The sequence below is a fragment of the Microbacterium sp. B35-30 genome (genome assembly GCF_010634855.1).
GTDB lineage: Bacteria > Actinomycetota > Actinomycetes > Actinomycetales > Microbacteriaceae > Microbacterium.
The window spans coordinates 1-15,070 of the sequence record NZ_MWLQ01000037.1 but is presented as its reverse complement, the minus strand read 5'-3'; the positions used below and the strand labels follow the sequence as shown (position 1 = coordinate 15,070).

The window sequence follows — 15,070 nt, the reverse complement described above, 5'->3', positions numbered from 1 at the left end:
GTTCGGATCGCCTCGGTCGCTTGGACGAGCATCGACGACCCCGGTGTGGGCGATCTTGCCGGCTCTGGCGCCCATCCTCGGGGACGCGACCGGTGGTTCGGGACATCCAGCGGGGGTAGCGTGTGGCTCAATTCGAACTGTGGAGAGGACTCGCATGCCGGCCGGCGACGATCTCATCCGTCACGCAGAGGAGTGCTGGCTCTCAGGGTTCGCGGCCGGTCCGACCGAGCCGCCGAGCCGACTGCTGGGGCGCGGCGACCCTGCCCCTGACGCCGAGCTGGCCGATGCGACCGGCACCAAGAGCCAGCTTGCGGAGAGCTGGGCGGCCGGCCCCGCGCTGGTGATCTTCTGGCGGCATTTCGGATGCCGGTGCGGGATGGAGCGCGCGCGACGCCTCGAAGCCGAGCTCGGCGATTACCGTGCGGCGGGCCTCGCTGTCGTCATCGTGGGCCAGGGGCAACCCACGCAGGCCGCTCAATACGCCCACGAGCACGGCATCACGGTGCGGGTGCTCGTCGACCCCACCGCCGATGTCTACCGTGCATACGGGGTCGGCCATTGGCAGCCCGAGCAGCTTCTGTTCGATGCCCCGGTCGAGTACCTCGCACACCCCCGCGAACTCGGGCAGAGCCTGGCCGAGTCTCGACGTGCGGAGGGCCGACCGATGGTCGATGACCCGTGGCGTGCCGCCGCCGAGTTCATCGTCGCGCAGAGTGGGGTGATCAGGTTCGGCTACTCGTATCAGTACTGCGAAGACTTCCCCGACCCGCGGGTGCTCACCACCGCCGCTCGGGTGGCAGATCCGGCTTGAGCCTGACGCTTACGCAGCCTTTTGCATCACACGACGGACAGCACGCCGATAGCGGCGAGCACGACCCATGCCAGGTATGCGAGGAGGCAGAACCTGTCCGGCCAACCGATTCGGATCTCAGGCGAGCCGCCCTGCCCGTGGGCGGGAGCAGCGGCGATGAGGAACCACACCAGGCCCGCCCACGGAACAACCGAGGCGATCGCCAGCATCCATCCCAGCGCGGGCGTCACCCCAACCCCCGCGATCAGCGCGGCAGGGGGAAAGCCGGCGAGGAGCACAATGCCCAGTACCGTGTGCGCCCTGCCCACGGGTGTGGCCAGAGCACGCGGAGTCATGATCGGATCGGCGTCGATGAACGCGGCACCGAGCGCGCCCAGTGCGACAGCGGCAAGGCCGATGGTCCACGCGCCGCCGAACGGCCACAAGGCGACGCACGTCGCGGCAGGGCTGATGGCCATCGTGACGAAGGCGAGGCGCATGACCCACCCGTATCGTCCGACGGAGTACTCGCTGATCATCCGCCAGGACGGGTCATACTCGGGCTCGAGGACGTGAAGCATCGCGATCAGCCCCACCGTGATCCCGCCGGCGACAAGCGCCGTCACGGCGGCGATGGCAGCGACACTCAATATCGGACAGCCATACCTGCAGTGACCACGGGCATCCTCCTGCGCGGCACTCTATCGCGGCGGTGGCTCGCCCCCCGCCCGCTCCGCCGCATGGACCTCCGCGTCATCGTGGGTGGGCACACCCGATAGCGCATCGAGTAGCAGATTGGTGCATCCTCGAGCTAGCTGAGCGCCAATTCTCCAGCTCGGCGGTGAGTTGCTTGTGGTTCTCCGATGGGCCCGCCTTCGCGAACCAGAGCCATCATTCGGCAGCATGTATCGCAGTCCACGCTCTGACTTCGGCGTAGTCAGCGCCGTATGCCTCCACCATGGCCTCGAAGGCCCGGTGGTCCGTTCGCGACGCGGTCCACGCGGCGCTGGTCAACTCGCGGAGGGTCTCCCACGTGCGAAGCCTCCTGATCGACGACGCCTGCGATGGCGCCGCCGGATAAGAGCAGGTTGCCGTCCATCCGTGGCAGAACGCTGAGCCGCTGGCAGGCGGAACGATGAGAGGCGACGGCGGACCCCCGGCGGCGCGGTATCGCCGAATGATCTGAGAGTCGTCAGGCGAACTCGGCAGTCCTGGCGGTGTTGGAACTTCGTGCAGACGGCAAGGCCGTGGACGGTGGGTGCCACAAACGCGGCGACGGCTGTGTCGGGTTTCGAGATTGCCGCTCGTATTTCACACTCGCCTGCAGCCTCATTTACTGCGACCAGACGATCGCTGTTCCGAGGATCCGGGTTAGTGGCGAGGGGGTAGCGAGGTGGCCGACGAGTACTGGGCGATCCTGATCGCAGTGGTCGCAGTGTTGCTGTCCGCGGCTCAGTGGTTCCACTCGTGGAGAAACGATCGCGTCAGGTTACTGCTGGGCGAGAAGGAAGCTGTCGCATTCGAGGCCATCCGGCTCAGTCGCAGCAAGCGGCCATTCGCCTCCGACGCAGCAATCAGGGCACTCCTGCTTGCAACTCTCCTCGAGAGTTCCACGAGAGTTCGGCTGCAGCTGTACAACGCCCTCGACAACCTCGAACCTCGATACGGTCGCAAGATCAGAAGCGAGGTGATGCTCCTCATCGATGCCGCGATTCGCTATCAGCGAGGCGCTGACCTTGCCAGCTTCCGCGAGCGCATGAGTCAGCTGGCGACAGCGGTCGCCTGGGTTGATGAGACCAACTACCGGAAGGCGCTGGACGCCAGGACCAACCAAGTCTGAGTGGCGTACGTGCGTTGCGATGATGTGAGGAGGCACTGACTCCCCGGTTGCGAGTCCTATGGCAACGATCGCAACTGATGCCTTTCCGCGCATCGATCGATTGGGGCACCGCTCGCGCGCTTGTACTGATGGTGAGGCGGCTACGCGAAAGCGCCGTCGTCACTTTTCCCCAAGTCGGGAAGGCGGCTGCGCGGGATTGAGTGCGATTCCTCGGGCGTGTGGCAAAGACTGAACGCCGAGTGTGCAGGGAGCCGGCTTGAAACGAACCGGTGGCGATCAACTCGCTTCATCAACTCGCTTCACGCTCGACGCGCGGGCGACCTTTCGTCGCGCTGCCGCTTTGCCGCGGGCAGTGTCCGGGGGCCTCGACCGTCTTCGTCGACGTTACGACGCCGCGAGTATCTCGCACTCTGGATACCAGGTCGTGGAAAGCTCGGTTGCTGATTCTTGTGCTGCGCTCTGCTCGACGACGTGACCGCCGTCAGGATTCGCTCCTAGATGTCGACCGCCTCCTTGCGGCGCTCCGGACGCCGGCGCAGGCGGCGATCTCTTCCCGCATCTCTCGCCGCGGTGGGCACCCGCACGGTGCGATTCGGCGACGAGCAGTTGAAGTTCTGTGGCCCCAACCGACGAGGTGTTCGGTCGGCCAGACGGGCCCCTGCACGAAACCGTCGCGGAAGCGGCGTGGCGGAACCCGAGATGGTGGGGTGCGTGCGTAGGGGGATCGGCGCCGAGCCCACACGCACCCACACGTCCGGCGCGACCAGCATCGATCTCGACGGGATGGTGAGCCGGGAGCCGAACGCGTGGAAGGCACCCAGCCTCGCGTCTCAGCGCTCGTGCTGTCCGGCGACCGGCAGCAGCAGGAAAGAGAATCGCGCCACCTTCGGCGCCCACTCCTGAACTGCCTGCAGGTCGGGCAGCGTGACGAACGCGAGCGTCGGACGAAGCCCCGCGCTGAGTCGGTTCCACTCGGCCGCTGCCTCCGGTCGGATGACGGAGATCCTGTTCGCGGCTGCGCCCGGTGCAACGGCGATGCCGTCGACGACATCTTTCCACGTGCTGGTCTCGGGCCAGTGGAGGATGCCTCCGCGAGGAGGCTCTGGATCATCGCGATCCGTGCCGGGCGGATGGTCGAGCAGCGCTCCCATCAGGTGCGGATGCGCCGTGAGCATCGCCAGCAGCACGATGACGGCCTGGTACTCGCCTGGGCGCGTGTCGTTGCCGAGGAACTCCCGGCTGCGGCTCAGATCGCGGGTGGCGCGCAGCATCCGATAGAGGTTGAGCACCCGCGTGCCCTCGCGGGGTGTCTCAAGAAGTGCTCCGACCGCCGTGAGCAGCGCCCTCTCCTCGTCACTCAGCTTCAACGGCTCGACGACCCGGGTCGTCGCCGTCGCGTCGGATGCGAGCGCGGACTGCGGTTCGATCTCGATGGCGGCCGGCTGGAGTCTGCTTCCTGCCGGGCTGCCGGCCGCCTCGTCCGGCACCATCGACACATCGGTGGTGCGTGACACGTCCTCCGGACGAGTCGTCACGCCCTCCGCGGCCTCCGCTGGTTGCGGTTCCGGTTCCGGCTCGGACTCGGGCTCGGGCTCGGGCTCGACCGCCACGATCGGGTCCCCCGGTGGCGGCGAGTCGACGACGGCCGAAACGAACTGACCGAAGGCCCGCGCGTCCATGCGGGGGAGCACGAAGGGGATGTTGAAGATCTTCTCCAGGTAGTCCTCGGGCGTCACGCCCCCGTCCGACGGACCGTCCGTGCCGCCACTGCCGAGTGTCGCGGGGTAGCGAGCGCGCAGCGAGCGCACCATCCACCGCGGATCGACCCCGACGACCACGGTGAACAGGTCCAGCGCCAGCAGCAGATGGACGGCCTGCAGGACTTCCACGACCTGCTCGGGCTCGCACCGGTCGAGGTCGTCGATGTAGAGGACGATGCGATCGATCGGCGTCCGCCCCTCGACCGGATGGTCGTGCCACTCCTTCATCAGCAGAGAAAGCTGGTCGAGATCGCGGCGAACGATCGAGATCAGTCCCAGCCGGCCCTGGTAGTCCGGGCTCTCCGCTCGTTCGATCAGGAACCGGAACAGCTGAGCGTCCGGCCGTAGCTCTTCGAGATCATGCTCGATCTGCTCCGTGCGCCTGGTCACTGTGGCAAGCTGCGCCTCGGTCCCCCGTTCGCGAGCCTTCGCCTCCCGATAGGCCTCGAGGTCGGGAAGCGAGGCAGCCTCCCGTTCCTGGGCGTCCGCCGCCTGGAGTTCCTCCGCCACGATTCGAAGCTTCTGGAGGCCGGACCGCGCCCATCCGGCCACGGCGACGGCGGTCGCCAGCAGTGAGGAGATCCCGGCGACACCGAGAGCCGCTGCGATCTGCGGCGCGAAGAAGGCCACAATCGCTGCGGCGGCCAGCACCAGCAGCGCCGCCACCACGAACCAGCGGGTGCGCCGGTCGCGCGTCATCGCCGCGAGCCGCTCGATCTCGCCACCTGACTCCCCGAGCGCGTCGGCAAGGGCCCCGGCCTGCTCGATCTCATCGCCCACGCCGAGACGGCGGAACGCATCGTCGAGGTGGCCGCGCAGTGCCGGGGACCCCTTGGCTGCCCGCAGCAGACCGACCCGCTGTTCGGCGCTCCGTCGTCGCGCCGCCGCCAATCGCCTGCGCGCCTCGGCGGTCTCCTTGATCGCCCGTTCTCTCGCCACCAGCAGCTCGGCGCGTGCCGCCCGCTGGGTCTCGAGCTCCTCGGCGAGTCTCTGCCGCTGCTGCTCCAGTTCCCGGCGCTCGTCGGTGCGACCGACGAGTTCCGGCCGCAGGAGCTGCCGGAAGATCTCATCTCCGAGACTCGCCCACAGATCGGTGTCGGAATAGTGCCAGGCGTTGAAGCTGACCTGTGCGATCTGGCCGCAATGGGTGGCGGGACTCTCTTTCGACAGCCGGGCGATCTCGTGCCGGAGCATGCCCATGAAGAAGCTCTTGCCCGATCCCCATGCTCCGAAGAGTCCGACGGAGAGGGGCTGGGGCGTCTGCCGGCCCGCCAGCAGACTGGCGATCATCCGGACGTAGACGGCCATGCCCAGCGTGTCCCGTTCGAGCGGGATTGGGCGGGCCGGGTCCACGAAGTCGGCGCTGGTTCCGCCCTCGAGATCGATCGGCGAGACGGTGGAGGTGAGGAACGTGTCCCACACGGCGGAGTCGTCCTCCGGGGACGTGTCGTCGATGACGTCGCGCAGTGAGCGACGCAGATCGGCTGCAGTGGTGCCGAGCGCGGTGAGGAGGGTCGGGGTAAGTGAGGCGTCGTCGGCCGCGGCCGCCGCGAGCACATGGCGGGCGTGGATTCCGGGACTGCCCAGTTCGATCGCGAGCGCGGCGGCCCGGGTCACGAGCGCGATGAGCGGCGCGCCGAACGACCCCGCGGCGTACTCGGATCGCAGTGTGCGATCGCGCACCTGCAAACCGAGTCGCGCCACGAGCTCGGGCGCTGGGCCGAAGCGGCTGACGAACGTCGAGAGCACCGTCCCGTCGTCTCGCCGCGCTGCCTCGACGGCGGCCCCGCAGAGGACGAGACTCGCCGCGGCCGGCGTCGGGTTCGTGCGCCACGAGTGGAGCGCCACCGCCTCGTCGAGGATCGCTCCCGCACCCGGACTGAACGGGAGCGGAACCGCCGCGCTCTCCGGCATCACGCGCCAGAGCTCTTCCAGGCGAGCGTGCGGTGCGTCCGCGAGGTCCACGCTCGCATTGGTGCCCGTCGAGCCCGCCAGCCCGACGATGCCGCGATCCGTGATCACGGGCGATCCCCTCGCCGTCCGGTTCTCGGAGTACGCGAACCCCGAGACGCGGCGTCGCCCTGAGTCGGCGTCCGCCGTGACGGTGCCGCTACTCACGACGACCGAGGGGAAGAGGTCGTCCACCTGCAGGACGACGCAAGCGGAGGCCCCGTCGATGGTGCGGAGCGGCGGTCGCTGGTCGGGCGTCAGATCGGCAGGCGGCCCGACCGCCCAGCGGCACAGGCCGTCCTCCTCCGAGAGCATCCGCAATCCGTGGACCCGGCCGCCGATACGGATGCTCGAACCGTCGACAGGTCCTTCTGTGATGGCCGTGGTGGGGTTATTGAGCACCGCGAATCCGCATGCCCGGTCACCGTCGGCCAGGACCACGCCGAGGAAAGGCCAGTCGCTCGGGCCGACCGGAAGCCCCACGAGCTCCGGGGCGGCGAGACCGTCCCACGCGGGCGCGTCCGACGAGCCGGGCGGTGACGCGGTCATGGAGTCACGCCCATGTCGCCTCCAACCCGATCGGTGTCAGCTTGGCGCGGTTGGCGGGGGCCGTCAATAGTCGCCGGCAACGGGCCACGCGGGTTCAGCCGGGCGGGAAGTTCTCCCGACCGAGCAGTCGCGCGAGACGGCCTGTATCTCCTGGCGCGGCAACGACGGCGTGGACACCTGGCGCCCGGACACCGCACCCGCGTGAGCGTCTTGGAGGCACCGCCCACGGACAGCGGCGCTCGTCGCCGCAAGCGTCCATTTGTGAAACCCCGTCGGGCGTGAGCCGCGAAAGCTGCGGCCCACATGCGTTGATACCAAACGCCGCTACCTAGGACCGAGGAATCACACGATCGTCGTGGCAGGTATCGCATCGCTCCTTCAGTGCGGAACACCCCAGCCCGTCCACGCGACGGACCTACTCTTGACCGCAGCAGCCAGCAGGCCTACCTTGACAACGGGGTTTTGTTGTTCTTGGGGGGACACAATGGCCAGCGGTTTGTCGTTGCACATTGGGCTCAATCGCGTCGATCCTGCTCACTACGACGGGTGGGACGGCGCGCTCAACGCGTGCGAATTCGACGCCCACGACATGCAGGCGATCGCCGAAAGCTGCGGCTTCGACGCACACCTGCTGCTGACGCAGGACGCGACCGCTGACGCCATGAAGACGGCGATCAGCCGAGCCGCGGATGAGCTGGCTCCGGGGGATTCCTTCTTCTTGTCTTACTCCGGCCACGGGGGGCAAGTCCCCGACCGCAACGGTGAAGGTGAAGAGGATCGCCTGGACGAGACCTGGGTCGCGTACGACCGGCAGCTCGTTGACGACGAGCTCTACGCGCTCTGGGGCAAGTTCGCGCCGCGAGTGCGCATCTTCGTGCTCTCCGACAGCTGCCACAGCGGTACTGCAAATAGGAGAATCGGTGACGACGCCCGAGTGCCTAACGTGGTCAGGACGAGGCAGCAGGCGGCCGCCGAGTCACCGCGGTACAGAGCGATGCCGCAAGACGTACTTGCCGCAACTTACCGTGCGCACGCCGAACTGTACGACGACATCCAGAAGCAGGTGCCCAGCGCCGGGCAAGCCCGACCGGAGGCCACCGTGCTGCTCATCTCCGGCTGCCGCGACGACCAGTTGTCGCTCGATGGTCTTGCCAACGGGCTCTTCACCGAGAACCTGAAGGCGGTGTGGAACGACGGCGCGTGGGAGGGCGGGTACCCGGCGTTCCGTGAGGCCATCCGCGCCCGTATGCCGCAGAACCAGCAACCGAACTACAACCCGGTGGGCGCTGATAATCCAGAGTTCGAGCAGCAGAAGCCTTTCACGATCGGGTGACGCCGTGACCACGTCCTGCGGATAGCTCGGCTCATGCGCTGGGCCATCGTCGTCGGTGCGGACGACTACGGCACTCCCGAGATGGAGCTGTCTGCCGCAGTGTCTGATGCGTGCGACTTTCGCGATTGGGTGACTGTTCGTGGTGGCGTCCCGGCATCCAATGTGCGGTTGCTGCTCTCCCCGGCATCGAAGGATCCACATCCAGCTGAAGATCCAGCCAGGCGCGCGCGGCCGGCGACCAAGGACAATATCGTGTCCGCGATCAACGAGGTGGTGGTGGCCACGGCAGACCAGAAGCCGGAGCGGCTCTACTTCTACTTCGCGGGCCACGGCATCACCGCCCGGGTCTCCAATCGTGACGAGAGCGCGCTCGTCCTGCCCGGGTTCGACGAGGTGCACCCCGACCATTCATTGTCCGTCCGCTCGATCGCCGAGTATTTCGAAACGACCTCCTTCGCGGACCAGTTCCTGTTCATCGACGCCTGCCGCAACGTCCCGTGGGCCAATAGGGAGCTTGAAATCGGACGCTGGCCGGTCCCGCGCAAGCGCGATCCGGGCGCGCCCCCGACTCAGCAGTTCATCCTCTACGCGACCGCGCCAGGTCATACCGCTCAAGAGGTTGGTTGGTTGGGGGAGGCGGACGGCAGGTTCACGGGCGTCCTCCTGGAGGGCCTGACGGGCGTCAAGAATGCCAAGGCCTGGTCGTGGGAACGCAATTGCTATGAAGTGCGCTGGGAGCGCCTCGCCTCGTTCATCAACAGGGGAATGAGGGCGAGGATGCCGGCGGGCATCTCCGAGGCGGACATCCAAGCACAGATCCCTCAGGACACCGGCACGCGCGGGGTGGCCAGCCGCGAGCGCGACCCGGTGGTGGTGTCGTTCCCGAGCGGCCACTTCGACCTTGCGACACTGACCGTCCGGCTCGCGGTCGAAGCGAAGCGCAAGAAAGCTCAGGTCAGCGTACTGGACGCGCTCGGCGCCACGGTTGCGTCCGCGCTCGGGGTGACCGGCGAGGTCCAAGCATTTCAGCTTCCGCCCAAGACATACGCTGTACAGGCAACGACCACTACCCCGAAGGGTCTATCCGGCTCGGCCACCGCCCCGATCGAGCTCTACGAAGACCAGCCCGTGACGGTCGAACTGCTACCGCGAGGCAAGAAGCCCGTGGCGCGGTCGTTCCCCCAGCCCGAGGGGACCCCGGTTACCGAGCCGATCGGATTCGATACGGCCGCTGGGGACGATCACCAGCAATCCGGCGCCACGATCTTGATCGAGTCAGAAGACTCTCTCGCCGTGGCCGAGATCGTGGACGAGGCCGGTCGGGTGCGCGCGGTCAAGCGGGCAGGCGAAACAGCGCAGGTGGAGCCCGGATTTTACTATGTCCGGCACATCGGCCCTGACGCGACGCGCGACGCTGAGTTCGTCCGGCTGACCGCCGGCGAGTCGGAGCGGGTGTCGCTTCAGCCTCGACCACCGGACTCGTTAGTGGAGGAACTGGCCTCGGCGATGGGCGGACGCGTCCGCGACGGCTACCTCACCATGGGGGACGACGCTATTGCTTGGGCGCGCCCCACCACGGTCGTGACGGCCGGACTGGCGAAGTACCTAGCCGGAGACGAGCCGGTGGCCATGGCCCCTGGGACCGCGCGCGCTGAGCTCCGCAATGGCTCCGGCGTCGCGGTGTTCGCCGTCGGTGTCGGCCGCGATGGGCGCGCGGACCTCGACGCAGTACGGCAAGTCAAGGTGGCGATCTGGAGGGCCGGCGAGCCGGTCATCGGGACAGGGCTTGAGCTTCAACCCTCGGCGGCCGGCGTGGCTGGGAGGGTACTGCGCGTGGATGCCGCGCCGCATTGGGTCTCCTTCACGGCCCCCGATGCCGCTCCGATGGTCGTCGCAGTGCCGGTGCTGCCACAGCGGCTGGCCACGCTTGTTGCACAGATCGACATCGATCGCATCCGGCTCTACCAGTACCATCCCAGCATCGCGGACGGCGCATCGTCAGAGGTGAGCCACTTATGGCGTCTCGAGTACCTCCAGAGGATGCTGCTTGCCGGACGCATCGACGTCGCAGACCGCCTCGCACAGGAGTTGGCGGCAACAGCGCCCGAGGATCCCTTCGCAGGAGTCGTCGCCGGATATGTGCTGCTCCGCCTGGGGCTCCATGAAGAACTCGGCGCCCTCGCCTCAGCGATCATCACGGCTGCTCCCACCTTGAGCGACGCGTACATCCTTCGCGCGGAGCATGAAGCTGTGAAGGGAGAGCGCGAACTCGCGGAGCAAGCCTTCATCAACGCGGTCGACTGCGGCATCCCGGCGTTCGGCGAGGGCCTCACGCGACTCCTCGAGGGGCTGCGTCACATTCGACTGCCCATGACGCGTGCCGCGCTCGTCCGGCATGTCTTCCAACGGCACGTGCGCGGTTCGATGTGGGCGGCGTTCACCCCCCGCCGCGGACTGGAGCCCGGGGGTGCCGTGATCAGCGCCGCGGACCTTGGCCTGGAAGCTTGACCCGCTCCGCGAGGATGGAGAGCGCCCGCGCAGGATCTTCATCCGAAAGTGAGGTGAACCATCTTGGTCGGTGCTCACGGCGTGAACCGGAAGAATCGCACACCGTGCCTCTTATCGCGCCGTCCGAACAGACGTGATGCTGTTGGCTGCGGAGGACGGAGCACGTGCCGAGCATGAGCCCACCTGGACGAGTGGGAAGACATCGTCGAAGTCTCGCTGGCAGTTCCTGAGCCCGCCCACCGGTCAGTGGGCCATCGACGCGAGCGCCTCCGGGTCGATGGTCGCGATGGAGCGGGTGTCCTGGAAGGCGCGGACGCCCTCGATGCCCTGCTCGCGACCGAAGCCCGACTGCTTCATGCCGCCGAACGGCGCACGCAGGTCCAGGCGCGTGGCGCCGTGGTCGTTGACCCAGACGTAGCCGCACTCGAGCTGCGAACCCACGCGCTGAGCGGCGTCCGGCGACCCGGTCCATACCGATCCGCAGAGCCCGCCCCAGGTGTCGTTGGCGAGGCGCACCGCCTCGGTCTCGTCGTCGAACGGGATTACCGGGATGACGGGACCGAACTGCTCCTGCGTGACCACACGCAGGTCGAGCTCGGGGTCGACGACGATCGCGGGGCGAACGAAGTTGCCGCCGGCCAGGTCACCTTCCGGCAGGGAGCCGAACTCGCGGACGTCGGCTCCGGCATCCTTCGCCTCCTGGATGATCTCGTCGACGAACGCCTTCTGCGCCGGCTGGTGCAGCGGCCCCATCGTGGTCCCCTCGTCGAGACCGTGGCCGAGCTTGGCCTGCTCGAGCCGTGCGCTCAGCCCCGAGACGAGCTCGTCGAGACGCGAACGGTGCACGTAGACGCGCTTGGCGTTCATGCAGATCTGGCCGGTGGTGTCGTAGATCGCGGCGTAGAGCCGGTCGAGGTGCGCGTCGTCGAGGATCGCGTCGTCGAGGAAGACCGCCGCGTCGTTGCCGCCCAGCTCGAGCGTCACGCGCGTCAGCGTCTTGGACGCCATCTCCATGATCCGCTTGCCGCCGTTCACACTGCCGGTGAAGCAGACCTTGGCGACGTCGGGGTTCTGGATGAGGTCGGCCATGTCCTGGTCGCGTCCGGTGACGACGTTCAGCACGCCCGGCGGCAGCTTCTCGGCGACCCGCTGCACGACCCGCGTGGTCGCCAGCGGCGCCGAGGGCGGCGGCTTCACGATCGCGGTGTTGCCCGCCAGCAGCGCGTGCGGCAGAGAGGCACCCAGGATCGCGATCGGCCAGTTGAACGGCACGATCACCGTCACGACACCCAGCGGCTGGTACGACACCTCGGTCGACACCGGGATCGCGCCGGGTACCGGCGGCAGCGTCTTGGAGGCATCCACCTCGTCGGCGAGCACGAGGGCGAGGTTCCAGCGGATCTCGAACACCAGCCCGTCGATCCACGCCTCCATCCGGACCTTGCCGTTCTCCTGCGACAGGATCGCGGCGTCCTCATCGCGGTCGTCTGCGATGCCCGCGATCGCCTCAGCCATCTTCGCGGCACGCTCCTGCGGCGTGAGCGCCGCCCACGCCGGGAAGGCCTGCTTCGCCGCGGCGACGGCATCCTTCACATCCGAGACGGATGCCGCAGCCGCCTCGCCGACGACCACTCCGGGCCTGCCGGGGTCGGGGATCGTCAGCACGTCGTCCGTGAACCGCTCCTCACCGCCGATGTACAGCCCCGTCCGAACCGATGTCCCCATCGCGGTCTCGCCCATGGAACGCCCACCTCTCTGTGCTTCCTTGCTCCGGCTCTCGCCGGGGCTCGTGCTTCCTTGCTCCGGCTCTCGCCGGGGCACGTCGTTCGGGTTGTCAGCGGGGCGGCACCGGGTGCGCCGTCGACACCTGCTCCCAGCGTGCCTCTCGCATGGGCGTGAATCAAGATTGTCGACGATTTTCGCGCGGATTTCGTATGAAATGCTTCCCGATGGGACGATCGTCGAGAGATAGTGTCAGCACGGACAAAGGCGCCGAAGGGGATGGGCGAGATGACGGATGCCGCAGTGCGCAGTGACGACGACGCGATGGATCGCCCCGATCTGACGCAGGTGATCCGCGAGGCGATCCTCGAGGCGCAGTTCGCCCCGCACCAGCGCCTCATCGAAGCCGACCTGAGCGAACGGTATGGCGCCTCGCGCGCCTCGGTGCGCACCGCGCTTCTCAACCTCGCCGGCGAGGGGCTCGTCGAGCGCCTGCCGAACCGCGGCGCGCGCGTGCGCGCGATCACCGTCGACGAGGCGATCGAGATCGTCGAGGTGCGCATCGGCCTCGAGACGCTCTGCGCGCGCAAGGCCGCCGAGAATCTCACTCCCGCCGACGCCGACGGGCTCCGGGCGCTGCGCGCCGAGATCGAGGCGGCGATCGGCTCGGGCGACCTCGTGGCGTACTCGCGCCTCAACCAGGAGCTCGACCGCCGCATCCGCGACCTCAGCCGCCACGGCACCGCCACGCAGCTGCTCGAGCGGCTGCGTGCCCAGTCGGCGCGCCACCAGTTCCGCCTCGCGTTCCACCCCGGTCGCGCCACGACCTCGGCTCCCGAGCACATCGCGATCATCGACGCGATCCTCGCCAAAGACCCCGACGCCGCCGAGGCCGCGACCCGCGCCCACCTCTCCGGCATCGTCGAGGTGCTCCACGGCATGGAGTGAGCCGCGCTCGGCGCGTTTCGTCTCGCTCGTTCCTCGCTCGCTCAACGACCGGGTGGAGCGCGTTTCGTCTCGCTCGCTCGACGACCGGGGTCGAGCTTCCGGTCGTTGAGCGAGCGAAGCGAGACGAAACGCACCGGCGCACGGCAAAGGGGCGACCGGATGCTCCGGCCGCCCCTCCGCACCCCTCAGGTCACTCGTCCCAGCTCTCGGCGGGGGCGTAGCCCTTGCCGTTGTACTTCTGCACCTGCACCGTCGAGACGGCGGGCAGTCCGTCCTCGGTCGTGTCGACGGTGGAGCCCTCGAGCATGAGCGGCGCCGTGAAGCCTGAGACGTCGCGCAGCGCCTCCATGAAGTTGTCGCGCGTCGGCTCGGTCATGGCGCCGAACACCTCCTCGAGCGTCGCCCCGATCTGGTACGACCAGACGCAGTGCGGGAACGCGGGGACGTCCGGGTAGTTCGCGTACTCCGCGAGCTGCTCGAGGAAGGCGGCGCCCTCCTCGCTCTCGGCGAACGTCGGCGCGGCCGCCGACTGCGCGAACGCCACCGTGTAGACGCCGGGGAACGCCGCGGCGCCGCCCGGCTCGAGGATGGCGGTCGGGCTCGACGTGTTCGACGGCAGGAACCACGACGGCAGCCAGCCGAGCTCCTGCGACTTCTGCAGCGACGAGATCACCAGCGGGGTGATCGACATGGCGTTGAAGAACACGTCGGCGCCCGAGCCGGCCAGCTCGGTCAGCTGCGCGTCGACCGAGGCGTCGGTGGCCTCGTAGGTGAGCTCCTTGACGATCTCGATGTTGTCGGCGCCCTCGATGGCCGTCTTGAAGCCCTCGACGTAGCCCTCGCCGTAGTCGTCGTTCTGCGACAGGATCGCGACCGTGTGGTCTTCGCCCGATCCGGCGAGCAGCTCGCCGAACGCCTCGCCCTCGTTCTGGTAGATCGGCACGAACCCGAGCTGCCAGGGGCTCTCCTCCTGGTTGCTGAAGATCGGGTCGCCCGTCATGATCAGCACCTGCGGCACCTCGTCGGCGATCGCCGCGTCGAGCCACGCCCGGTTGGTGGGCGTGCCGAGGCCTGCGGTCATCGCGAAGACGCTGCTCTTGAGCTGGTCGTAGTTGGCCTTGGCCTTCTGCGGGTCGTACTCGTCGTCCAGCGCCTCGATCTCGACCGTGCGCGTGTTGCCGTCGCCGAACTCCACGCCGCCCTCGGCGTTCCGCGCCCCGAAGTACGCGGTGATGCCGGCGACCGTGCAGGTTCCCGGGCCGGCGGTCGGACCCGACAGCGGGGTGGTGATGCCGAGGGTGATCGAGTCGTCGGTGATCCCCGGACTCGCCTCCGCGCCGCCGCCGTCGTCGGTGTCGTTCGGCGATCCGCCGCCGCGTGCGCAGCCGGCAGCGAGGACGGCGACGATGCCGATCCCCGCGACGACCGAGGCGACGCGCATCCTTCTGCGATTCGTGCTCATGGGTCATGCCTCTCTGTGTGTTACGACTGCGTCGTAGGTGGTGATGGTGGTGATTGCGTCGTAGGTGGTGGTGGTGATTGCTTCGAAGGGGCGCCCAGTGCGTCGCCGACGGTGGAGGTTCCGGCGACGGATGCCGCGGCATCCGCCTGCATGGCACCGCCGACGGGTCCGCCCGGGCGACCGGAGCCGGCGTCGCGCCCGCGTCGCC

At 68.2% G+C, this 15,070-nt stretch carries 9 protein-coding genes and 1 pseudogene; 5 read left to right on the top strand and 5 right to left on the bottom strand.

All coding sequences use genetic code 11. From position 1 onward, the window contains the following. Positions 1 to 154 precede the first annotated feature (154 nt). Entirely contained in the window at positions 155 to 811 is a 657-nt protein-coding gene (locus B2K11_RS17675; protein WP_163620300.1) for a redoxin domain-containing protein, read from the top strand. Between the two features lie 26 nt (positions 812 to 837). On the opposite strand, the gene B2K11_RS17670 is transcribed toward B2K11_RS17675, so the two are convergent. Beyond that, positions 838 to 1,416: a DUF998 domain-containing protein gene (locus B2K11_RS17670; protein ID WP_163620298.1), complete on the bottom strand. Its 579-nt coding sequence runs from the start codon at positions 1,414 to 1,416 to the stop codon at positions 838 to 840. Between the two features lie 767 nt (positions 1,417 to 2,183). Between B2K11_RS17670 and B2K11_RS17665 the strand changes: the two genes are divergently transcribed. Next, positions 2,184 to 2,630, top strand: coding sequence for a hypothetical protein (locus B2K11_RS17665; RefSeq protein ID WP_163620284.1), 447 nt, complete (start codon positions 2,184 to 2,186; stop codon positions 2,628 to 2,630). An 830-nt stretch (positions 2,631 to 3,460) separates the two neighbouring features. Here the strand turns inward: B2K11_RS17665 and B2K11_RS17660 are convergent. Further along, positions 3,461 to 6,889 carry a P-loop NTPase fold protein gene (locus B2K11_RS17660; RefSeq protein ID WP_163620282.1) on the bottom strand — a complete coding sequence of 1,143 codons (3,429 nt, stop codon included), beginning with the start codon at positions 6,887 to 6,889 and terminating at the stop codon, positions 3,461 to 3,463. A 484-nt stretch (positions 6,890 to 7,373) separates the two neighbouring features. Between B2K11_RS17660 and B2K11_RS17655 the strand changes: the two genes are divergently transcribed. Further along, entirely contained in the window at positions 7,374 to 8,222 is an 849-nt protein-coding gene (locus B2K11_RS17655) for a caspase family protein (RefSeq protein WP_163620280.1), read from the top strand. A gap of 33 nt (positions 8,223 to 8,255) precedes the next feature. After that, complete coding sequence (locus tag B2K11_RS17650) at positions 8,256 to 10,730, top strand: caspase family protein (protein ID WP_163620278.1); 2,475 nt, start codon at positions 8,256 to 8,258, stop codon at positions 10,728 to 10,730. 243 nt (positions 10,731 to 10,973) lie between these two features. Here B2K11_RS17650 and B2K11_RS17645 read toward each other — a convergent pair whose 3' ends face one another. Then, positions 10,974 to 12,470, bottom strand: coding sequence for an aldehyde dehydrogenase family protein (locus tag B2K11_RS17645; protein WP_163620276.1), 1,497 nt, complete (start codon positions 12,468 to 12,470; stop codon positions 10,974 to 10,976). A 270-nt stretch (positions 12,471 to 12,740) separates the two neighbouring features. Between B2K11_RS17645 and B2K11_RS17640 the strand changes: the two genes are divergently transcribed. After that, on the top strand, positions 12,741 to 13,400 hold the full coding sequence (locus tag B2K11_RS17640; RefSeq protein WP_163620274.1) for a GntR family transcriptional regulator: 660 nt from the start codon (positions 12,741 to 12,743) through the stop codon (positions 13,398 to 13,400). Between the two features lie 190 nt (positions 13,401 to 13,590). Here B2K11_RS17640 and B2K11_RS17635 read toward each other — a convergent pair whose 3' ends face one another. Next, positions 13,591 to 14,862, bottom strand: a complete 1,272-nt coding sequence (locus B2K11_RS17635; protein ID WP_239526222.1) for an ABC transporter substrate-binding protein — start codon at positions 14,860 to 14,862, stop codon at positions 13,591 to 13,593. 20 nt (positions 14,863 to 14,882) lie between these two features. Continuing rightward, positions 14,883 to 15,070 (bottom strand): annotated as a pseudogene (locus tag B2K11_RS20515) (hypothetical protein); the annotation flags it as partial.